Source organism: Streptomyces roseicoloratus (genome assembly GCF_004117935.1).
Taxonomy (GTDB): Bacteria; Actinomycetota; Actinomycetes; order Streptomycetales; family Streptomycetaceae; genus Streptomyces; species Streptomyces roseicoloratus.
Genome location: NZ_SDOY01000170.1, coordinates 1 through 19,815 on the forward strand (window position 1 = coordinate 1; position 19,815 = coordinate 19,815).

The 19,815-nt window shown below is 69.7% G+C and carries 18 protein-coding genes, 1 tRNA gene and 1 pseudogene; 12 read left to right on the forward strand and 8 right to left on the reverse strand.

Annotated elements, in window-relative coordinates:
• A pseudogene (locus tag ESG85_RS29760) lies at positions 1 to 713 on the reverse strand (DUF3631 domain-containing protein); the annotation flags it as partial.
• A gap of 297 nt (positions 714 to 1,010) precedes the next feature.
• Here ESG85_RS29760 and ESG85_RS29765 point away from each other — a divergent pair.
• The 3 genes from ESG85_RS29765 to ESG85_RS29775 all read left to right on the forward strand — a co-directional run bounded on the left by ESG85_RS29765 (position 1,011) and on the right by ESG85_RS29775 (position 3,060).
• Positions 1,011 to 1,505, forward strand: a complete 495-nt coding sequence (locus ESG85_RS29765) for a helix-turn-helix domain-containing protein (protein WP_128984283.1) — start codon at positions 1,011 to 1,013, stop codon at positions 1,503 to 1,505.
• A 185-nt stretch (positions 1,506 to 1,690) separates the two neighbouring features.
• A complete protein-coding gene (locus ESG85_RS29770) occupies positions 1,691 to 1,909 on the forward strand; it encodes an excisionase family DNA-binding protein (protein WP_128984284.1) in 219 nt (72 codons plus the stop codon).
• Positions 1,909 to 3,060, forward strand: coding sequence for a tyrosine-type recombinase/integrase (locus ESG85_RS29775; protein WP_128984285.1), 1,152 nt, complete (start codon positions 1,909 to 1,911; stop codon positions 3,058 to 3,060). The genes ESG85_RS29770 and ESG85_RS29775 overlap by 1 nt, the downstream gene beginning before the upstream one ends.
• An 80-nt stretch (positions 3,061 to 3,140) precedes the next feature.
• Here ESG85_RS29775 and ESG85_RS29780 read toward each other — a convergent pair whose 3' ends face one another.
• Positions 3,141 to 3,608 (reverse strand): hypothetical protein, encoded by a 468-nt coding sequence (locus tag ESG85_RS29780; RefSeq protein ID WP_128984286.1) that lies wholly within the window; start codon positions 3,606 to 3,608, stop codon positions 3,141 to 3,143.
• Positions 3,609 to 3,933: 325 nt separating this feature from the next.
• Positions 3,934 to 4,004: transfer RNA gene (locus ESG85_RS29785), tRNA-Gly, on the reverse strand.
• A 416-nt stretch (positions 4,005 to 4,420) separates the two neighbouring features.
• On the opposite strand from ESG85_RS29785, the gene dcd reads away from it, so the two are divergent.
• Positions 4,421 to 4,996, forward strand: coding sequence for a dCTP deaminase (gene dcd / locus ESG85_RS29790; RefSeq protein ID WP_030690788.1), 576 nt, complete (start codon positions 4,421 to 4,423; stop codon positions 4,994 to 4,996).
• Positions 4,997 to 5,008: 12 nt separating this feature from the next.
• Positions 5,009 to 5,506: a phosphoribosyltransferase gene (locus ESG85_RS29795; protein ID WP_128984287.1), complete on the forward strand. Its 498-nt coding sequence runs from the start codon at positions 5,009 to 5,011 to the stop codon at positions 5,504 to 5,506.
• 130 nt (positions 5,507 to 5,636) lie between these two features.
• Here the strand turns inward: ESG85_RS29795 and ESG85_RS29800 are convergent, their stop codons facing one another.
• The 3 genes from ESG85_RS29800 to ESG85_RS29810 form a co-directional block, all read right to left on the reverse strand.
• A complete protein-coding gene (locus tag ESG85_RS29800; RefSeq protein WP_128984288.1) occupies positions 5,637 to 6,518 on the reverse strand; it encodes a Yip1 family protein in 882 nt (293 codons plus the stop codon).
• 160 nt (positions 6,519 to 6,678) lie between these two features.
• The gene (locus ESG85_RS29805) at positions 6,679 to 8,958 is read right to left on the reverse strand and encodes a (Fe-S)-binding protein (protein ID WP_128984289.1); all 2,280 of its coding nucleotides are present in this window, start codon (positions 8,956 to 8,958) and stop codon (positions 6,679 to 6,681) included.
• Between the two features lie 163 nt (positions 8,959 to 9,121).
• Positions 9,122 to 9,640 carry a sugar transferase gene (locus ESG85_RS29810; protein ID WP_246095391.1) on the reverse strand — a complete coding sequence of 173 codons (519 nt, stop codon included), beginning with the start codon at positions 9,638 to 9,640 and terminating at the stop codon, positions 9,122 to 9,124.
• Positions 9,641 to 9,855: 215 nt separating this feature from the next.
• On the opposite strand from ESG85_RS29810, the gene dnaK reads away from it, so the two are divergent.
• The 4 genes from dnaK to ESG85_RS29830 are packed head-to-tail and all read left to right on the forward strand — an operon-like array spanning position 9,856 to position 13,989.
• The gene (gene dnaK / locus ESG85_RS29815) at positions 9,856 to 11,697 is read left to right on the forward strand and encodes a molecular chaperone DnaK (RefSeq protein WP_128984290.1); all 1,842 of its coding nucleotides are present in this window, start codon (positions 9,856 to 9,858) and stop codon (positions 11,695 to 11,697) included.
• Positions 11,697 to 12,323, forward strand: a complete 627-nt coding sequence (gene grpE / locus ESG85_RS29820; protein ID WP_128984291.1) for a nucleotide exchange factor GrpE — start codon at positions 11,697 to 11,699, stop codon at positions 12,321 to 12,323. The genes dnaK and grpE overlap by 1 nt, the downstream gene beginning before the upstream one ends.
• Positions 12,324 to 12,356: 33 nt before the next feature.
• Complete coding sequence (gene dnaJ, locus ESG85_RS29825; RefSeq protein ID WP_128984292.1) at positions 12,357 to 13,535, forward strand: molecular chaperone DnaJ; 1,179 nt, start codon at positions 12,357 to 12,359, stop codon at positions 13,533 to 13,535.
• 4 nt (positions 13,536 to 13,539) lie between these two features.
• The gene (locus ESG85_RS29830; protein WP_128984293.1) at positions 13,540 to 13,989 is read left to right on the forward strand and encodes a heat shock protein transcriptional repressor HspR; all 450 of its coding nucleotides are present in this window, start codon (positions 13,540 to 13,542) and stop codon (positions 13,987 to 13,989) included.
• 123 nt (positions 13,990 to 14,112) lie between these two features.
• Here ESG85_RS29830 and ESG85_RS29835 read toward each other — a convergent pair whose 3' ends face one another.
• Positions 14,113 to 15,138, reverse strand: coding sequence for a helix-turn-helix transcriptional regulator (locus ESG85_RS29835; RefSeq protein ID WP_181019155.1), 1,026 nt, complete (start codon positions 15,136 to 15,138; stop codon positions 14,113 to 14,115).
• Positions 15,139 to 15,459: 321 nt separating this feature from the next.
• Here ESG85_RS29835 and ESG85_RS29845 point away from each other — a divergent pair, with 321 nt between their 5' ends.
• On the forward strand, positions 15,460 to 15,795 hold the full coding sequence (locus ESG85_RS29845; RefSeq protein ID WP_128984295.1) for a Rieske (2Fe-2S) protein: 336 nt from the start codon (positions 15,460 to 15,462) through the stop codon (positions 15,793 to 15,795).
• Between the two features lie 161 nt (positions 15,796 to 15,956).
• Here the strand turns inward: ESG85_RS29845 and ESG85_RS29850 are convergent, their stop codons facing one another.
• Positions 15,957 to 16,370: a pyridoxamine 5'-phosphate oxidase family protein gene (locus ESG85_RS29850; protein WP_128984296.1), complete on the reverse strand. Its 414-nt coding sequence runs from the start codon at positions 16,368 to 16,370 to the stop codon at positions 15,957 to 15,959.
• Positions 16,371 to 16,491: 121 nt separating this feature from the next.
• Between ESG85_RS29850 and clpB the strand changes: the two genes are divergently transcribed.
• Together clpB and ESG85_RS29860 are read left to right on the forward strand one after the other, a co-directional pair.
• Positions 16,492 to 19,089 (forward strand): ATP-dependent chaperone ClpB, encoded by a 2,598-nt coding sequence (gene clpB, locus ESG85_RS29855; protein ID WP_128984458.1) that lies wholly within the window; start codon positions 16,492 to 16,494, stop codon positions 19,087 to 19,089.
• Positions 19,090 to 19,271: 182 nt separating this feature from the next.
• Positions 19,272 to 19,808: a type III secretion system chaperone family protein gene (locus ESG85_RS29860; RefSeq protein ID WP_128984297.1), complete on the forward strand. Its 537-nt coding sequence runs from the start codon at positions 19,272 to 19,274 to the stop codon at positions 19,806 to 19,808.
• The last annotated feature ends 7 nt before the right edge of the window (positions 19,809 to 19,815 follow it).

Consider the following 19,815-nt stretch of genomic DNA (forward strand, 5'->3'; position numbering starts at 1 on the left):
GCCAGCCAGGCCGCCAGCCGTGTGCGGAGCTCGCGTACGGCCAGGTCGTCGCGGCCGTAGCGCCAGAAGCTGACCTTCTCGGTCTCGGCCCGGCGGCGCATGCGGATGACGACCGACCGGTCCATGATCGTGTCGGGGAGGTCGCCGATTCCGGCGAGGGCGGCCATGGCGAAGGTGTCGAACTTGACCACCTCGTGGTTGGGGCCGGTGACGCGCAGGGTGGGTCGGTTGCGCTGGTGGCCGGCGTTGAGCAGGCCGCGCATCTCCTCGTTCTTCTCCGCGACCTTCGGGCTGCCGAAGATGGTGTCGACCTCGTCCACGAGGAGCGTGGGCGGGTCGCCCTCGCCGATCGAGCGGAAGATCGCGGCGGCGGAGGCGTTGACCGTGATCAGCGGCTCGTGGACCGCTTCGATCAGGACTTCGAGCAGCCGCGACTTGCCGCAGCGCTTGGCCGGTCCGACCACGGCCAGGCGCGGCGCATGCTGCCACACGGTCTGCAGGTGGGTCGCAGCCGCCCACAGCGTGGTCGCGGTCAGGGCTTCGTCGCTCGGCATGACGACGTAGCGTCGGATGGCGTCCCGGAGCAGGTTCAGGACGTCTACGCCCTCGGGGTCCGGGGCAGGGGTGGGCGTGGGGGCGGTCGGCTGGCCGGGGACGGCGACCGGCGGCCAGGCGGCGGGAAGCGATGGCGTGTTCGGGGTGGCTTCGTCCATACTGGACATCGAGCTCCTCAATCTGCGGGCCATACGGGACGGCAATCCCGGCCATGCAGCTAGTCGTTCAGGGATGGGCGGCGTGAGGTTTGCGCTTTGAGCCCCTCGGTGTCGCAAGCACCGGGGGGCTTTCTGTTTGTCGGTCTAGGCAATGGCGGTCTCCAGCGGTTCGGGGCGGTGCGGTATGTCTATCACTATGCACTACGCATAGATGCTTTGCAACTAGCATAAGGTGCTGTATTGTCTTTACTGGCCCTGCGGAGTGCAGCGGCACGCTGCGACAGGAAGGAGGGGCCGATGTCGGACGATGAGCACGACGAGGAGCCAGAGGGTGTCCTGCTCAAGGGTGAGGAGAACGCCGCCAAGCGGATCAAGGCCGAGCGTGACCAGCGCGGCTGGAGCACCACCACGCTCTCCGACCGCCTCAACGAGGCCGGCTACGAGATGAATCCGTCGGGGGTGTGGCGCATCGAGAACGGCAAGCGCCGCATCAACCTCGACGAGGCCATTGGATTCGCCGAGGTCTTCGGGGTGTCTCTGTCCAACCTGGTCGGCCCGCCGGGCCTGGCCGCCGCCGGCCGCACGATGGAGCTCATCGACACCGTCGTGGCCGCCAGTGCGGCCGCCCAGCGAGCCCAGCACGCGTACCGCCGGGCCACCGCCGAACTCACCGCCTATCTCGATGAGCACCCGGACATCCGAGAGGCGGCCGACGTGATGGTCAGCAACGCCATCGCCGAGAGCACCATGAAGATCAACCAGGAGGAGTTCGGGCCGCCGCCCCAGGCGTAGCCCGCTCCTCCGGCCGCCCTGGACCGCAAACCCCAGTCCCCGGCCGCACCACACGCCCATCCCATCCCTGAACGACACCGGCCCGGCCGGGGTTGCCGCCCCAACCGCCGAGGCCAGGAGAGGACACCCACTTGCGCCACACGGCAATACCCCACGCCTCCACTCGGCCCCGCACGGCGAAGGAGGTGAACAACAACGACCGCCTGCTCACGGTTGACGAGGCCGCCGAACGCCTCGGCACCGGCGTCCGCTTCATCCGCCGACTCGTCGCCGAGCGCCGGATCCGCTACGTCAAGCTCGGCAAGCACGTCCGCATCGCCGACAGCGTGCTTAACGCGTACGTGGAGGAGCGCACGGTTCCCACGCTTCGCGACGCACGTTCCCGCTTCGGGAAGGCGGCCTGATGACGGGCCGCAAGCCGCAGCGGCGGCGTGAGTTCGGCACGGTGCGCCAGCTGCCCTCGGGGCGCTGGCAGGCGCGCTACTGGGCGCCGGACGGGTCCCGGCGCACCGCCCCGGAGACCTTCGGGGCGAGGGCCGAGGCCCAGGACTGGCTGACCCTCACCAAGGCGGACATCCAGCGCAACGTCTGGGTGGACCCGGAGGTCGGGGCGGTCAACTTCGGGGAGTACGCCTGGAAGTGGGTGGTGGAGCGCGGGCTGTCCGCCACGACGGACGAGCTGTACCGCCGCCTGCTGCGGCTGCACATCCTGCCGTTCTTCGGCGAGGTGGACCTCGACGAGATCACTCCGCCGACGGTGCGAACCTGGCGGGCCGAGCGCCTCGCCGCCACCGGAGCCACGACCGTCGCCAAGTCCTACCGCCTCCTCAAAGCGATCATGGAGACGGCTGCGGACGACGAGCTGATCCGCCGCAACCCGTGCCGGATCAGGGGCGCGGGCAGTGAGAGGGCCAAGGAACGCACGACAGCCACCGTCGAGCAGGTCGACGCCCTTGCCGAGGCCCTCGGGATCCGCTGGCGCCTGATGGTGTACCTCGGCGCCTACGGCCCGATGCGCCCGGAGGAGCTGGCGGCTCTGCGCCGGACCTCGGTCACCCTCGACCCGCTCGCTGTACGGGTCACGGAGGCCGCTCCGGAACTGAACACCGGACGTCGCGTCGAGGGCGACACCAAATCCGCGGCCGGTGTCAGGACCATCCATTTGCCGGCCTTCCTGTACATGGAGGTCAAGCGGCACCTGGACTGGTTCGCGGAGAAGGAGCCCGACGGACTCCTGTTCGTGGGGGAGAAGGGAGCGCCCTTCCGGCGGACCACCTTCGGCCGGAAGTGGGCGAAGGCTCGTGCGGCGGTCGGCCTGCCGAAGGACTTCCGCTTCTACGACCTCCGGCACACGGGCCACACCCTCTCCACCCAGTCCGGCGCCACGCTCAAGGACACGATGGTTCGCGCGGGCCAGTCCTCGGAGAAGGCCGCGATGATCTACCAGCACTCCGACGATGAACGTCAGCAGGAGGTCGCTGGGGGTATCGATGCACGGGTCCGGGCGGCCCGTGACAAGCCGAAGGTCCTGCCGAGGCAGGCGCGAGAAGCCTGATGATTCGGGGCCGGGTAGGCAGAGCGCCTACCCGGCCCCGAGGGCAGGTCATCCACAGCCTGTCCACAGGATTGGGTAGTTCACCTGGTTGCTGGCTCTGCCGCGAGGCGGGCTCGCTTCTCGGCGCGTGGTTCCGCATTCCAGCCGGGCAGGAACGCCGACAGCATCGGGTCGCTTTCGATCCTCTGCTGGGTAAGCCGCATGCCCTCATCGATGACCGCGTCCCACTTCTCTGTGGCGAGCTCGACCCGGCAGGGCAAGCCCTTGATGATCTCCTCGTTCACGGTCAGGTAGTTCGATGCCCGCCTTGCGGCCCCACGGGCCGTGGGCACGTAGGCGTCGACGCCAGCCTGGTCAGGAAGCAGGGAGATGAGGACAGCGTCCCCGTCTTCGGCGATCTTTCGCGCCGCCTTGTGGGCTGCCGAGAGCTCTCCCTTGGAGGGCTCCCGCTCCAGCACCTTGATCAGGGTGCTGCGGATGCTGACTGTGTCCCGACAGGCCAACTCATGCTGCAGGGCCTGGCGGAAGGTCTCCGTCATCGATGCCATGGCCGCGATTGTCACGACCGGCGGGGCTGGCGTCATGCACTTGAGATCGGGCTCGCCGTGTGTCCCCCCGGACGGCAGACACCCGTGAGACGTGGCTGCCGATCGCCGAGCGAGCGTCGCGAATCCATGGCCGAGCGTGACGCAGGTCACTGGAAATGCGTCTCGCCATTCGGGCCCGCGACCTGCCTGGGTGATGCGCGTGGTGCACCAGAGGGGATCCGGGCAGGGCATTCCCGCGAGTTGGGGCACGCGGAGGGCACGGCAGCCCCCGACAGGTCTAGACAACGACGAAGGCCCAGGTCTCTGACCTGGGCCTTCGTTCAAGAGCGGATGACGGGAATCGAACCCGCGCTATAAGCTTGGGAAGCTCATGTTCTACCATTAAACTACATCCGCAAACGCCGTCGAAGATCGATCCGGCATCGTTGCACACTGTACCCCATCCCGCCCCCCGGACGAAGCGCCTCTCCGGAGCGGAAGGCCGGTGAAGGTGGTCGGAGTGCCCTCCCCGGGGGTGGGGCGTCGATCCCCTAATGTGGCTGTCTCGTCCACCACTTGTCGGGGAAGGGACTTGATGGGTTCGATGGAGCGCACCGTCGTCCGTTGTGCCGAGGGGCACGTGTTCAGTACTGCTTCGTTTCCGCTCGCGCAGCTCGGTGCCGGGCGGATCGGGCCCGCGCGGCTGATCCGATGCCCGCGGTGTGCGCGGCTGCGGCACGCGGTGCCCGTGGAGCTCGAGCGGCGCTGACGAGGGAAAGGGCGTGGAGTCTCCCGATTGGGGGAGCTCCGCGCCCTCTGCGTATCGTGGGAGCGTGCTTCTCTCAGACAAGGACATCCGGGCCGAGATCGATGCCGGGCGGGTGCGCATCGACCCGTACGACGAATCCATGGTGCAGCCCTCGAGCATCGACGTGAGGCTTGACCGCTTCTTCCGGGTGTTCGAGAACCACCGCTACCCGCACATCGATCCCGCCGTCGAGCAGCTCGACCTGACGCGCGAGGTCGAGCCGGAGGGCGACGAGGCGTTCATCCTGCACCCGGGCGAGTTCGTGCTCGCCTCGACCTACGAGGTCATCACCCTGCCGGACGACATCGCCTCCCGCCTGGAGGGGAAGAGCTCCCTGGGGCGGCTCGGTCTCGTCACGCACTCCACCGCGGGGTTCATCGACCCCGGGTTCTCCGGGCACGTGACCCTGGAGCTGTCGAACCTCGCCACCCTGCCGATCAAGCTCTGGCCGGGGATGAAGATCGGGCAGCTGTGCATGTTCCGCCTCAGCTCGCCCGCCGAGTTCCCGTACGGCAGCGAACGGTACGGGTCGCGGTACCAGGGCCAGCGGGGCCCCACCGCCTCCCGCTCGTACATGAACTTCCATCGGACCCAGGTGTGAGGCGGTAGCCGCATGAGTGACGTACGCGAGAACCTGACGTACGAGGGCTTCGGGCACGCCGTCCGCGAGCTCGCCCAGACCATCGCCGACGACGGCTACGAGCCCGACATCGTGCTCTCCATCGCCCGCGGCGGCGTCTTCGTCGCCGGCGGTCTGGCCTACGCCCTCGACTGCAAGAACATCCACCTCGTGAACGTGGAGTTCTACACCGGCGTCGGCACCACCCTGGAGATGCCGGTCATGCTCGCGCCCGTTCCCAACGCGATCGACTTCTCCGACAAGAAGGTCCTGATCGCCGACGACGTCGCCGACACCGGCAAGACCCTCAAGCTCGTCCACGACTTCTGCGTCGACCACGTCGCCGAGGTCCGCTCCGCCGTCATCTACGAGAAGTCGCACTCCCTCGTGAAGTGCGAGTACGTGTGGAAGAAGACGGACGAGTGGATCAACTTCCCCTGGAGCGTCCTGCCGCCCGTCGTCAAGCGCGAGGGCCAGGTCCTCGACGCCTGAGCCGCCGGCCCGGTCGGCCCCGGCCGGCCCGCCGGCATCGGCCTGGCAGCGCGAGGAGGCCCCCACCGTTCCTGGTGGGGGCCTCCTCGCGTCCCGGTCGGGTGCGTCGTGCCTGCGGACGGCGGCGCCGTTACAGCGTGCCCAGCTTGATCAGGCTCAGCAGGGCCACCAGCTGGATCGCCGACGCGCCCAGGGCCTTCGGCCAGGGCAGGTCGTGGGAGCGGCTCACCATCAGCGTGAACAGCGCGCCCGCCGCCAGCCAGGTCGCCCAGCCGATGACCTGGACCAGGCCGTTCTCGCCGCCCAGGAACAGGGCGAAGACGAGGCGCGGCGCGTCGGTGATCGACATGATCAGCATGGACAGGCCCACCGTCGGCTGCCAGGAGCCCTCGCCGCCCAGCTGGCGGGCCAGCGTGTGGGTCACCGCGCCCAGGATCAGTCCGCCGACGACGAAGCCGAGTCCGGTCATCAGGACGTACGGGATCGCCGTCGACAGCGTCGCGTTGATCGCCTCTTCGCGCGCCTGGTCGAAGCCGAAGATCGCCAGGAGTCCGTAGAGGAACGTGACGACCAGCGCCGGGCCCCACACCGCGTGGTCCCGCATCCGCAGGAAGGTGTCCGCCGGGCGCAGCACGATGCCGCTCAGGAGGCCCTTCCAGGGCAGCCGCGGGCCCGTCGGCACGACGGGTGCCGGACCGGCCTCGTACGGCGCGCCCTGGCCGTACGGGTCGTCGTGGACGCTGAAGGCCTGGGTGTGGCCCGGGTTGTTCGCGGCGTAGTGCTGCTGCGGGTGCTGCTGCGGCGCGTGCGGGTCGCCGAAGTACTCCGGCTCGCCGTACGGCGCCTGGCCGCCCTGCTGCTGCGCCCACTGCTGCTGCGGGTGCTGCTGCCGCGGCGGGTACTGCTGCGGGTACGACGGCGGCGGCGCGTTGTACCCGTACGGCGCCTGCTGCTGCGGTTGTTGTCGCGGGGGGCCGCCTGCCCGGCCGCGTCCGTTCCTGAATCCAGCCACGTCATGAAACGTACCCGGTCGCGCCGTGCGCTCGCGCATCACGGGCATTGTGCGGCAGAGCTGTGACATCCCCTAGGGGACGCGGAGCGAGCGGAAGGGCCGCCCCGCGTGACGCGCGGGGCGGCCCTTCCGGTTCGCTCGGGGTGTCCTCCGGCAGCGGTTACGCCGCCGGCTCCGGCTCCGGCTCGTCGGCCGTCTCCGGGGCCTCCGGCTCCACCGGCGTCTTCACCGAGTCGAGCAGCAGCTGGGCCACGTCCACGACCTGCAGGCTCTCCTTCGCCTTGCCGTCGTTCTTCTTGCCGTTGACCGAGTCGGTCAGCATGACGAGGCAGAACGGGCAGGCGGTGGAGACGATGTCCGGGTTGAGGGACAGGGCCTCGTCGACGCGCTCGGTGTTGATGCGCTTGCCGATCCGCTCCTCCATCCACATCCGGGCACCACCGGCGCCGCAGCAGAAGCCGCGCTCCTTGTGGCGGTGCATCTCCTGCTGGCGCAGGCCGGGGACGGCCGACATGATCTCGCGCGGCGGCGTGTAGACCTTGTTGTGGCGGCCCAGGTAGCACGGGTCGTGGTAGGTGATGAGGCCCTCGACCGGGGTCACCGGGATCAGCTTGCCCTCGTCGATGAGGTGCTGGAGCAGCTGGGTGTGGTGGATGACCTCGTACTCGCCGCCGAGCTGCGGGTACTCGTTGGCGATGGTGTTGAAGCAGTGCGGGCAGGTCGAGACGATCTTCTTCGCCGACTTCGGCTTCTTCGTCGACTCGTCCACACCCCCGTCCTCGTCGAGGGACTCACCGAACGCCATGTTCAGCATCGCGACGTTCTCCTGGCCGAGCTGCTGGAACAGCGGCTCGTTGCCCAGGCGGCGCGGGGAGTCACCGGTGCACTTCTCGTCGCCGCCCATGATCGCGAACTTGACGCCCGCGATGTGCAGCAGCTCGGCGAAGGCCTTGGTGGTCTTCTTGGCGCGGTCCTCCAGGGCGCCGGCGCAGCCGACCCAGTAGAGGTAGTCGACCTCGCTGAGGTCCTCGATGTCCTTGCCGACGATCGGGACCTCGAAGTCGACCTCCTTGGTCCACTCGACGCGCTGCTTCTTGGCCAGACCCCAGGGGTTGCCCTTCTTCTCCAGGTTCTTCAGCATCGTGCCGGCCTCGGACGGGAAGGCGGACTCGATCATGACCTGGTAGCGGCGCATGTCGACGATGTGGTCGATGTGCTCGATGTCGACCGGGCACTGCTCGACGCAGGCGCCGCAGGTGGTGCAGGACCACAGGACGTCCGGGTCGATGACGCCGTTCTCCTCGACGGTGCCGATGAGGGGGCGCTCGGCCTCGGCCAGGGCCGCGGCGGGGACGTCCTTCAGCTGCTCCTCGGTCGCCTTCTCGTTGCCCTCCATGTCCTTGCCGCCGCCCGCGAGCAGGTATGGCGCCTTGGCGTGCGCGTGGTCGCGCAGCGACATGATGAGGAGCTTGGGGGAGAGGGGCTTGCCGGTGTTCCAGGCGGGGCACTGCGACTGGCAGCGGCCGCACTCGGTGCAGGTGGAGAAGTCGAGCAGGCCCTTCCAGGAGAACTGCTCGACCTGGGAGACGCCGTAGACGTCGTCCTCGCCCGGGTCCTCGAAGTCGATCGGCTTGCCGCCGGTCGTCATCGGCTGGAGCGCGCCGAGGGCGGTCTCGCCGGTGGCGTTGCGCTTGAACCAGATGTTCGGGAAGCCGAGGAAGCGGTGCCAGGCCACGCCCATGTTGGTGTTGAGGGACACCACGATCATCCAGATGAACGAGGTGCTGATCTTCACCATGGCGGTGAAGTAGATCAGGGTCTGCAGCGTGGCGACGCTCAGGCCCTTGAAGGCCAGGACCAGCGGGTACGAGGCGAAGTACGCGGCCTCGTAGTGCTCCACGTGGTGGATGGCGCCCTCGAGGCCGCGCAGCACGTAGATCGCCAGGCCGATGGTGAGGATGACGTACTCGACGAAGTAGGCCTGACCGGCCTTGGAGCCGGCGAAGCGCGACTTGCGGCCGGCCCGGTTCGGGAGGCTCAGCAGGCGGATGACGATGAGCGCGGCGATGCCGAGGATCGTCATGACGCCGATGAATTCGATGTACAGCTCGAACGGCAGGAAGCCGCCGATCACCGGAAGGGTCCAGTCCGCCTGGAAGAGCTGGCCGAAGGCCTGCGCGAGGGTCGGCGGCAGGGTCAGGAAGCCGACGGCCACGAACCAGTGGGCGAAGCCGACGATGCCCCAGCGGTTCATCCGGGTGTGGCCCAGGAACTCCCGGACCAGGGTGACGCTGCGCTGGTAGGGGTTGTCCGTGCGGGTGCCGGCCGGGACCGGCTGGCCGAGCTTGAAGTACCGGACGAACTGGCCGATGGCGCGAGCGAGCAGGGCAACGCCGACCACGGTCAGGGTCAGCGACACAATGATCGCGGCGAGTTGCATGACGGGCTCCTCGAGCGGGCCTCTGCTTCGGGCCTACTAAGCGGTAACTTATTGAGTCCGTGCCGAGATTACCGGTTCGCGGGCCCGCGCTGTAGCGGAGCTCACGGTGATCTGCGTCGCTCAGGCAACCCTTGCCGTGACCCGGGCGTCCCTCGCCGGTGGCTCAGGCGACCCGGGCCGCGGGGACCGGCGTCCGGGCTGCCGCGCGACGTTTACGGACTGCTGGAAGCGTACGCGCCAGGATCGCCAGATCCATCCCGAGCCAGTGGTGGTCCACATAGTGGAGGTCGAGCAGCTCCCGCTCCTCCCACGGCAGCTCCGAGCGCCCGCTGATCTGCCACAGGCCCGTGATCCCCGGCCGTACGGAGAGCCGCCGCCGCCCGTCCCCGGTGGACTCCCGGTGGCCGGGCGCCAGCGGACACGGTCCCACCAGCGACATCCTGCCCTGTACGACGTGCAGCAGCAGGGGCAGGTTCGCGAGCGGGCTCTTCGTGCGGAAGGTCAGCATCGTGAAGATCCGGCCGCCGCGGCCCGCGACCGGGCGGCGGCGCAGGATCCCGCGGGTGCTGCCGGTCCCGAGGGTGACGGAGAGGGTGACGGCGGCGATCAGCGGGGAGAGCAGCGCCAGAAGCGCGACCCCGCCCACCAGGTCGAAGGCGCGTTTCACCGTCATCCCCGTCATGCGCGAGCACCTTCCGGCGAGAATCATGGGATATGTCCGGACTCTCTCACGCGGGAGCCGTCGGAAGGGGAACCGACGCGCCCTGGGGAACCGTCTCTTGAGTGCCGGGCGGACCGAAGAGTTGAGTCGCCTCCGCTCAGGTCTGTTGACTCCCGTCCGGGCCTCGTGCATCCTTGAGTCAGTTCCACTCAAGTCAGTCAGCTGGAGGAATCGAAATGGCACGTGCGGTCGGCATCGACCTGGGCACGACTAACTCCGTCGTCAGCGTTCTGGAAGGCGGCGAGCCCACCGTCATCACCAACGCCGAGGGCGCCAGGACCACGCCGTCCGTCGTCGCCTTCGCGAAGAACGGCGAGGTGCTCGTCGGCGAGGTCGCCAAGCGCCAGGCGGTCACCAACGTCGACCGGACCATCCGGTCCGTGAAGCGCCACATGGGCACCGACTGGAAGATCGAGCTCGACGGGAAGAACTTCAACCCGCAGCAGATCTCGGCCTTCATCCTCCAGAAGCTGAAGCGCGACGCCGAGGCCTACCTGGGCGAGAAGGTGACCGACGCGGTCATCACCGTCCCGGCGTACTTCAACGACTCCGAGCGCCAGGCCACCAAGGAGGCCGGCGAGATCGCGGGCCTCAACGTCCTGCGCATCGTCAACGAGCCGACCGCCGCCGCCCTGGCGTACGGCCTCGACAAGGACGACCAGACCATCCTCGTCTTCGACCTCGGTGGCGGCACCTTCGACGTGTCCCTCCTGGAGATCGGCGACGGCGTCGTCGAGGTGAAGGCCACCAACGGTGACAACCACCTCGGTGGTGACGACTGGGACCAGCGCGTCGTCGACTACCTGGTGAAGCAGTTCGCCAACGGCCACGGCGTGGACCTCTCCAAGGACAAGATGGCGCTGCAGCGTCTGCGCGAGGCGGCCGAGAAGGCCAAGATCGAGCTGTCCTCCTCCACGGAGACCACGATCAACCTGCCCTACATCACGGCCTCCGCCGAGGGCCCGCTGCACCTGGACGAGAAGCTCACCCGCGCCCAGTTCCAGCAGCTCACCGCGGACCTCCTCGAGCGCTGCAAGACCCCGTTCCACAACGTCATCAAGGACGCGGGCATCGCCCTGTCCGAGATCGACCACGTGGTCCTCGTCGGCGGCTCGACCCGCATGCCGGCCGTCGCCGAGCTCGTCAAGGAGCTGACCGGTGGCAACGAGGCCAACAAGGGCGTGAACCCGGACGAGGTCGTCGCCATCGGCGCCGCCCTGCAGGCCGGTGTCCTCAAGGGCGAGGTCAAGGACGTCCTGCTCCTCGACGTCACCCCGCTGTCCCTCGGCATCGAGACCAAGGGCGGCATCATGACCAAGCTGATCGAGCGCAACACCACGATCCCGACCAAGCGCTCCGAGATCTTCACGACGGCCGAGGACAACCAGCCGTCCGTGCAGATCCAGGTCTACCAGGGCGAGCGCGAGATCGCGGCGTACAACAAGAAGCTCGGCATGTTCGAGCTGACCGGCCTCCCGCCGGCCCCGCGCGGCGTCCCGCAGATCGAGGTCGCCTTCGACATCGACGCCAACGGCATCATGCACGTGACCGCGAAGGACCTGGGCACGGGCAAGGAGCAGAAGATGACCGTCACCGGCGGCTCCTCGCTGCCGAAGGACGAGGTCAACCGCATGCGCGAGGAGGCCGAGCAGTACGCGGAGGAGGACCACCGCCGCCGCGAGGCCGCCGAGACCCGCAACCAGGGCGAGCAGCTCGTCTACCAGACGGAGAAGTTCCTCAAGGACAACGAGGACAAGGTCCCCGGTGAGGTCAAGACCGAGGTCGAGACCGCCGTCGCCGAGCTGAAGGAGAAGCTCAAGGGCGAGGACACCGCGGAGATCCGCACCGCCACCGAGAAGGTCGCGGCCGTCTCCCAGAAGCTCGGCCAGGCGATGTACGCCGACGCGCAGGCCGCCCAGGGCGCCGCCGGCGCCGAGGGCGCCCAGCAGGCCCAGGACGACGACGTCGTCGACGCCGAGATCGTCGACGAGGACAAGCCGAAGGGTGGCGCTGCCTGATGTCGGAGGAGACCCCGGGCTTCGAGGAGAAGCCCGACGTCCCCGCCGACGGCACGCCCGAGGAGACCGAGGCCGCCGAGTCCGCCGCGAAGGCGGAGGGCGCGGCCCCGGCCGGGGACGCTACGGACGTAGCCCTGCTGGCGCAGCTGGACCAGGCCCGCACCGCGCTCAACGAGCGCACGGGCGACCTCCAGCGGCTGCAGGCCGAGTACCAGAACTACCGCCGCCGCGTGGAGCGGGACCGGGTCACGGTCAAGGAGATCGCCGTCGCCGGTCTCCTGTCCGAGCTCCTTCCCGTGCTCGACGACATCGGCCGGGCCCGGGAACACGGCGAGCTCGTGGGCGGGTTCAAGTCGGTCGCCGAGTCGCTGGAGACCGTCGCCGCCAAGATGGGTCTGCAGCAGTTCGGCAAGGAGGGCGAGCCCTTCGACCCGACGATCCACGAGGCCCTGATGCACAGCTACGCGCCGGACGTCACCGAGACGACCTGCGTGGCGATCCTGCAGCCGGGCTACAGGATCGGCGATCGTACGATCCGCCCCGCCCGTGTGGCGGTCGCCGAGCCCCAGCCGGGTGCTCAGGGCAAGGCGGAGGAGTCGGATGACTCCGAGAAGGACAGCGAGTAAGAGCCGTACCCGCACGCGGGAGGAGGGACGTCGATGAGCACGAAGGACTTCGTCGAGAAGGACTACTACAAGGTTCTCGGCGTCCCCAAGGACGCCACCGACGCCGAGATCAAGAAGGCGTACCGGAAGCTCGCGCGCGAGAACCATCCGGACGCCAACAAGGGCGACACCAAGGCGGAGGAGCGCTTCAAGGAGATCTCCGAGGCTAACGACGTCCTCGGTGACCCGAAGAAGCGCAAGGAGTACGACGACGCCCGCGCGCTCTTCGGCAACGGCGGCTTCCGGGCCGGCGGCCCGGGCGCGGGCGGCTCGTTCAACTTCGACCTGGGCGACCTCTTCGGCGGCGCCCAGGGCGGGGCCGGCGGCGCCGGTGGTTTCGGCGGCGGTCTCGGCGACGTCTTCGGCGGCCTCTTCAACCGGGGCGGCGGCGCGGGTACGCGGACGCAGCCGCGGCGCGGCCAGGACGTCGAGTCCGAGGTGACGCTCAGCTTCACCGAGGCCATCGAGGGCGCGACCGTGCCGCTGCGGATGTCCAGCCAGCAGCCCTGCAAGGCGTGCTCGGGCACCGGCGACAAGAACGGCACGCCGCGGGTGTGCCCGACCTGTGTCGGCACCGGCCAGGTCTCGCGCGGCAGCGGCGGCGGCTTCTCGCTGACCGACCCGTGCGTGGACTGCAAGGGCCGCGGCCTGATCGCGGAGAACCCCTGCGAGGTCTGCAAGGGCAGCGGCCGGGCCAAGTCCTCCCGCACCATGCAGGTCCGGATCCCGGCGGGCGTCTCCGACGGCCAGCGGATCCGGCTGCGCGGGAAGGGCGCACCGGGCGAGCGCGGCGGGCCGAACGGCGATCTGTACGTCGTCGTGCACGTCGACACCCACCCGGTGTTCGGCCGCAAGGACGACAACCTCACCGTCACGGTGCCCGTCACGTTCGACGAGGCGGCGCTCGGCGGCGAGATCAGGGTGCCCACGCTGGGCGGCCCGGCGGTGACGCTGAAGCTGCCCGCCGGCACGCCCAACGGGCGCACCATGCGCGCCCGGGGCAAGGGCGCGGTCCGCAAGGACGGAACCCGCGGCGACCTGCTGATCACGGTGGAGGTCGCGGTTCCGAAGGAGCTGGACGACAAGGCACGCGAGGCGCTGGAGACCTTCCGCGAGGCGACCGCGGGCGAGGACCCCAGGGCAGAGCTGTTCCAGGCCGCGAAGGGAGCTTGAGGAGATGGAAGGCCGCCGCCGTAATCCCTACCAGCTGACCGACGAGACCCCGGTGTACGTCATCTCGGTGGCGGCCCAGCTCTCCGGTCTCCACCCGCAGACACTGCGCCAGTACGACCGCCTCGGTCTGGTCTCGCCCGACCGCACGGCGGGCCGGGGCCGCCGCTACTCGGCCCGGGACATCGAGCTGCTCCGTCAGGTGCAGCAGCTGTCCCAGGACGAGGGCATCAACCTGGCCGGCATCAAACGCATCATCGAGCTGGAGAACCAGGTCGCGGCGCTGCAGCAGCGGGTGGCCGAGCTGTCGACCGCGGTCGAGGGCGCGGCGGCGGCGATGCGCCAGCGCGAGGCCCAGGTCCACGCCTCGTACCGGCGTGACCTGGTTCCGTACACCGATGTCCAGCAGGCGAGTGCGCTGGTGGTGTGGCGGCCGGGTCACAAGCGCGGCGAATAGCCCGCGCCCGGCCCGCGCCCGGCCCGCGCCGGGCTCCGGCTCCCCGAACGGCTTCCGAGGCCCCTTCCGCTGCGGCGGAGGGGGCCTCACGGGCTTTCCCGCCCCGGCGGCCGTGCGGGTGCGTCAGTCGTCGCGGGGCTCGTCCTGGTCCTGTTCGAGGATGCCGGACTGGGCGATGAGATAGCCGAGCTGGGCGCGGCTGCCGCTGCCGAGGGCGGCGGCGAGCTTGGCGATGTGGGCCCGGCAGGTGCGGACGTTCATGCCGAGGCGGCGGGCGATGGCCTCGTCGACGTGGCCCTCGACGAGGAGTTTGGCGATGGAGCGCTGGACGCCCCCTATGCCGTCCACGGAGGGCGTGTAGGAGGGCACCTCCTCGTCCCAGGGGACGGCGTGCAGCCAGAACTGGTCGAAGACGCCGACGAGGTACTGCACGAGGCCCTCGTGGCGCAGTTCGAGCGCCACCTGGCGGTCGCTGCGGGCCGGCACGAAGGCGACCTTCCGGTCGACGATGATCAGCCGGTCGATGATTTCCTCGAGGGTGCGCAGTTCGAGCCCGTAGGGGGCCACGCGTTCGACGTAGGCGAGCGTGGCGGGGTGGTGCCGGGCGGTGTGCTGGTAGAGCGTGCGCATGCGGACACCGCGGTCGAGGAGCGGCTCCATGCGGCGCAGGGCCTGTTCGAGGGTGTCGGGGCGCCGGCCGCTGCCGGGCTGGATGGTGAGCAGCTCTTCCGTGCAGGCGCTGATGACCTGGTCCAGCGTCGCGTTGATGGCGCCGAGGCCTTCGAGGACGGTGATCGCGCTGCCGGTGGAGGATTCCCGGGGGCTCATCGCCATGAACGGCTCGAACGCGTCGGCGAGGGCGATGGCGTGCTGACGCCGGGTCTGGATCTCCTGCTCGATGGGGTGTATGAGCTGGTTGAGGGCCACCGACGGCGGCACCGGGTAGAGCCAATCCGCGTCGTCGGGGGTGGGGCGCAGCAGGACCAGTTCCGTGAGGCACGGTGCGGCGTCGGCTTCGGCGCGGGCGAGGCGACCCGTGCGCAGAGCCTGCGCATACAGCTCTTTGGCCACGTCGCACAGTTCGTCGCGACTGTGGTTATGTCTGGATTCGCTGGATTCTCGCCTCATTTGCACCCCCCTCAGGGTCATGAATTACAGGAACATGATGCCCGGCGTGGCTGGTGTGGGGGGCGATCGTGAGCCATCGTTTTGGACGCGGGGGGGAGGTAGTGATCAAAAGAGGTGGAGATCGGCCATGACCAGGATGGTTCGTGCACTTGGCGCCATAGCCGTTGCGGCGGCTGCTCTTGGCGCACTCGCCCTGAACGGCGAGCCCTCGTGGGAGATCCCCCCGTCCCATTCCGTGGTGGCGGAGCCGAATGAGCCCTCGTGGGAGAGCACACCTGCGACCGTCGTCCTCGCATCTCCCGGTGAGCCGTCCTGGGAGTTCACCCCGGCGGGCTCGGAAGCATGATCGTCCCGCCGGACGACCGGTCCTTCCGCCGGGAGATGGCCTCGGCCTACCGATCCGGGTGGCACTTCATCGATCTCGTCACGGCCATCCCCCACCGTGGTGACTCGCTGATGGTGACCCTCTTCGGGGAGCCGATCGTCGTCGCCCGTGAACAGGACGAGGACGTCCGTGCCTACCGGTGTCTTCGCCGCCCACGCGGTGCCCCTCAGCCCGTCCGCTGTGCCATCCGGTACGGCATGATCTTCGTCAATCTCGATCAGCGCGACCACCAGTTGGTCGAGTCCCCGCTGGTCGGGACCGAGACCATCACCGCCACCCCCCGCAGTGCCTGAACGATTCCCCCGTCGTTGTAGATCGTTCAGGTGCTTCCCCCACACAGCGGCGCCATCGCGGACCTGAAACGCGATGGCGCCGCTGTGCGTCTCCGTACGGCCGTGGGCCGGCGAGGCCCCTCGCGCGCGGGAGTCCCGGACGCCGCCCGGGCCCGCGCGCCTCAGGCGCGGCCCATCGCCCGGGTGAGGGCGATCTCGATCACGACCCGGTCCGGGTTCGGTGCCGGGACCCGGTCGTAGCGGGCCGCGTAACGGTCCACCGCGTCCGCGACGACCTCCGCCTCGGTGCGGATCCGCGCCACGCCCTCGAGCGTGGCCCAGCGCCCCTTGTCGACCTGGCAGACCGCGACCCGCGCGCCCTCCGGGCCCGCCGCCAGGACGTTGGCGACCTTCCGGCTGTGCTTGTTGGTGATGACCCGGGCGATGCCCTTCGCGCCGCCCTCGGGGTCGTACGTCACGCCGACCGCCACCACGTGCGGGGTGCCGTCGGGGCGGGGTGTGGTCAGCGTGCACATGTGGTACTCGCGCCAGAAGGCGAGGTACGAGTCGCTCGGCTTGCTCGGGTCGATGGCCATGCCCCGGAAACTACTCCCGGAGGAACCGTGCGCGGTACCTTGAGCGGAACGGACTCAACTTTGTGTACGCTGGAAGAGTCATAAAGAAGGAGTCGTGGATCCCGAGGAGGAGAAACCGCACGTGGACGCCGAACTGACCAACAGGAGCCGGGACGCGCTGAACGCGGCGAGCAGCCGCGCCGTGTCCCAGGGGCACGCCGATCTGACCCCCGCGCACCTTCTGCTCGCCCTGCTCGCGGGTCAGGACAACGAGAACATCACCGACCTGCTCGCCGCCGTCGACGCCGACCAGGCCGCCGTGCGCTCCGGCGCCGAGCGGCTGCTCGCCGCGCTGCCGAGCGTCACCGGGTCCACCGTCGCGCCCCCGCAGCCCAACCGCGAGCTGCTGGCCGTCATCGCCGACGCCGACCAGCGCGCGAAGAAGCTCGGCGACGAGTACCTGTCCACCGAGCACCTGCTCATCGGCATCGCCGCCAAGGGCGGCCGCGCCGGCGAGCTGCTCGACGGCCAGGGAGCCACCGCCCGCCGCCTCCAGGACGCCTTCGAGAAGGCCCGCGGCACCCGCCGCGTCACCACCGCCGACCCCGAGGGCTCGTACAAGGCCCTGGAGAAGTTCGGCACCGACTTCACGGCCGCCGCCCGCGAGGGCAGGCTCGACCCGGTCATCGGCCGCGACCACGAGATCCGGCGCGTCGTCCAGGTCCTCTCCCGCCGCACCAAGAACAACCCGGTCCTCATCGGCGAGCCCGGCGTCGGCAAGACCGCCGTCGTCGAGGGCCTCGCCCAGCGGATCGTGAAGGGCGACGTGCCCGAGTCGCTCCGCGACAAGCGCCTGGTCTCCCTCGACCTCGGCGCGATGGTCGCCGGCGCGAAGTACCGCGGCGAGTTCGAGGAGCGCCTGAAGACCGTCCTCTCCGAGATCAAGGAGAGCGACGGCCAGATCATCACCTTCATCGACGAGCTCCACACCGTCGTCGGCGCGGGCGCCGGCGGCGACTCCGCCATGGACGCCGGCAACATGCTCAAGCCGATGCTGGCCCGCGGCGAGCTGCGCATGGTCGGCGCCACCACGCTCGACGAGTACCGCGAGCGGATCGAGAAGGACCCCGCCCTGGAACGCCGCTTCCAGCAGGTCCTGGTCGCCGAGCCGTCCGTCGAGGACACCGTCGCCATCCTGCGCGGACTCAAGGGCCGCTACGAGGCCCACCACAAGGTGCAGATCAACGACTCCGCGCTGGTCGCCGCCGCGACCCTGTCCGACCGCTACATCACCTCCCGCTTCCTGCCCGACAAGGCCATCGACCTGGTCGACGAGGCCGCGTCCCGGCTGCGCATGGAGATCGACTCCTCGCCCGTCGAGATCGACGAGCTCCAGCGCACCGTCGACCGGCTGAGGATGGAGGAGCTGGCGCTCTCCAAGGAGACCGACGCGGCCAGCCGGCAGCGCCTGGAGAAGCTGCGCCGCGACCTCGCCGACCGGGAGGAGGAGCTGCGCGGCCTCACCGCCCGCTGGGAGAAGGAGAAGCAGTCCCTCAACCGGGTCGGCGAGCTGAAGGAGCGGCTGGACGAGCTGCGCGGCCGCGCCGAGCGCGCCCAGCGCGACGGCGACTTCGACACCGCCTCCAAGCTGCTGTACGGGGAGATCCCGGCCCTGGAGCGCGAGCTGGCGGCCGCCAGCGAGGCCGAGGCCCAGCAGGAGGCGGCCAAGGACACCATGGTCAAGGAGGAGGTCGGCCCGGACGACATCGCCGACGTCGTCGGCGCCTGGACCGGCATCCCCGCGGGCCGTCTCCTGGAGGGCGAGACGCAGAAGCTGCTGCGCATGGAGGACGAGCTGGGCCGCCGCCTGATCGGCCAGAGCGAGGCCGTGCGGGCCGTCTCGGACGCGGTGCGCCGCACCCGGGCCGGGATCGCCGACCCCGACCGCCCCACCGGCTCCTTCCTCTTCCTCGGCCCCACCGGCGTCGGCAAGACCGAGCTCGCCAAGGCGCTCGCCGACTTCCTCTTCGACGACGAGCGGGCCATGGTCCGCATCGACATGTCGGAGTACGGCGAGAAGCACAGCGTCGCCCGGCTCGTCGGCGCGCCTCCCGGCTACGTCGGCTACGAGGAGGGCGGCCAGCTCACCGAGGCCGTCCGCCGCCGCCCGTACAGCGTGGTGCTCCTGGACGAGGTGGAGAAGGCCCACCCGGAGGTCTTCGACATCCTGCTCCAGGTCCTCGACGACGGCCGGCTCACCGACGGCCAGGGCCGCACGGTCGACTTCCGCAACACGATCCTGATCCTCACCTCCAACCTCGGCAGCCAGTTCCTGATGGAGCCGCTGACCAGCCCCGAGGAGAAGCGGGAGCAGGTCCTGGAGGTCGTCCGCGCGAGCTTCAAGCCCGAGTTCCTGAACCGGCTCGACGAGATCGTGGTCTTCTCCGCCCTGCAGCAGGACGAGCTGGCCCGGATCGCCCGGCTCCAGATCGACCGCCTGGCGCGCCGCCTCGCCGACCGCCGGCTCACCCTGGAGGTCACGCCCGAGGCCCTGGCCTGGCTCGCGGCGGAGGGCAACGACCCGGCGTACGGCGCGCGACCGCTGCGCCGGCTGATCCAGACCTCGATCGGCGACCGCCTCGCCCGGGAGATCCTGGCGGGCGAGGTCCGCGACGGCGACACGGTCCGGGTGGACCGGTTCGAGGACGGGCTGATCGTGGGGCGGGCCGAGGGCCGGTAGGGAGGCGCTCCCGGATCGCCCGGCACCCTCGACGGCGTCGACGCCCTCGACGCCGTCGACGAGCTCGCGACCTCGACCGGGCTCTCCCGCTCGACCTCGGTCTGCTCCGATCAGGCGCGGGGTTGCCACAACCCGCCCGCGATGAGGGAGGATGGCGGGCATCCGTACGAAGGGAAATCCCGGTGACCATCGACCCGTCCTCGATTCCGAATTTCGGGGCGCAGCCCCAGCCTCAGGCCGCAGGACCGGCGGGCCCCGTCGTTCCCGACCAGGACCTCGTCAAGCAGCTCCTCGACCAGATGGAGCTGAAGTACGTCGTGGACGACGAGGGTGACCTCGCCGCGCCGTGGGAGGAATTCCGCACGTACTTCATGTTCCGCGGCGAGGCCGAGCAGCAGGTCTTCTCGGTGCGCACGTTCTACGACCGCCCGCACGCCGCGGACGACCGCGCGAAGATCCTCGACGCGATCGACGACTGGAACCGGCGCACCCTGTGGCCCAAGGTCTACACCCACCTGCACGAGGAGGAGGACGGCTCCGCCACCCTCCGCCTCATCGGTGAGGCCCAGATGCTGATCGGCACCGGCGTGGCGCTGGAGCACTTCGTGTCCTCCACCGTCAGCTGGGTGCGGGCCTCGATCGAGTTCGACAAGTGGATCGTCGAGCAGTTCGGCCTCGAGTCCCCGGAGGACAAGGAGCCCGGCGACTCCGCCGAGTAGTCCCGGC

What these genes read in the sequence shown, in the direction of transcription:
- ESG85_RS29765 (WP_128984283.1), top strand. Translation starts at nt 1,011, where the DNA reads ATGTCGGACGATGAGCACGACGAGGAGCCAGAGGGTGTCCTGCTCAAG.
- ESG85_RS29775 (WP_128984285.1), top strand. Translation starts at nt 1,909, where the DNA reads ATGACGGGCCGCAAGCCGCAGCGGCGGCGTGAGTTCGGCACGGTGCGC.
- ESG85_RS29780 (WP_128984286.1), bottom strand. Translation starts at nt 3,608, where the DNA reads ATGGCATCGATGACGGAGACCTTCCGCCAGGCCCTGCAGCATGAGTTG.
- ESG85_RS29795 (WP_128984287.1), top strand. Translation starts at nt 5,009, where the DNA reads ATGAGTGACGTACGCGAGAACCTGACGTACGAGGGCTTCGGGCACGCC.
- ESG85_RS29805 (WP_128984289.1), bottom strand. Translation starts at nt 8,958, where the DNA reads ATGCAACTCGCCGCGATCATTGTGTCGCTGACCCTGACCGTGGTCGGC.
- ESG85_RS29810 (WP_246095391.1), bottom strand. Translation starts at nt 9,640, where the DNA reads ATGACGGGGATGACGGTGAAACGCGCCTTCGACCTGGTGGGCGGGGTC.
- dnaK (WP_128984290.1), top strand. Translation starts at nt 9,856, where the DNA reads ATGGCACGTGCGGTCGGCATCGACCTGGGCACGACTAACTCCGTCGTC.
- grpE (WP_128984291.1), top strand. Translation starts at nt 11,697, where the DNA reads ATGTCGGAGGAGACCCCGGGCTTCGAGGAGAAGCCCGACGTCCCCGCC.
- dnaJ (WP_128984292.1), top strand. Translation starts at nt 12,357, where the DNA reads ATGAGCACGAAGGACTTCGTCGAGAAGGACTACTACAAGGTTCTCGGC.
- ESG85_RS29830 (WP_128984293.1), top strand. Translation starts at nt 13,540, where the DNA reads ATGGAAGGCCGCCGCCGTAATCCCTACCAGCTGACCGACGAGACCCCG.
- ESG85_RS29835 (WP_181019155.1), bottom strand. Translation starts at nt 15,138, where the DNA reads ATGACCCTGAGGGGGGTGCAAATGAGGCGAGAATCCAGCGAATCCAGA.
- ESG85_RS29845 (WP_128984295.1), top strand. Translation starts at nt 15,460, where the DNA reads ATGATCGTCCCGCCGGACGACCGGTCCTTCCGCCGGGAGATGGCCTCG.
- ESG85_RS29850 (WP_128984296.1), bottom strand. Translation starts at nt 16,370, where the DNA reads ATGGCCATCGACCCGAGCAAGCCGAGCGACTCGTACCTCGCCTTCTGG.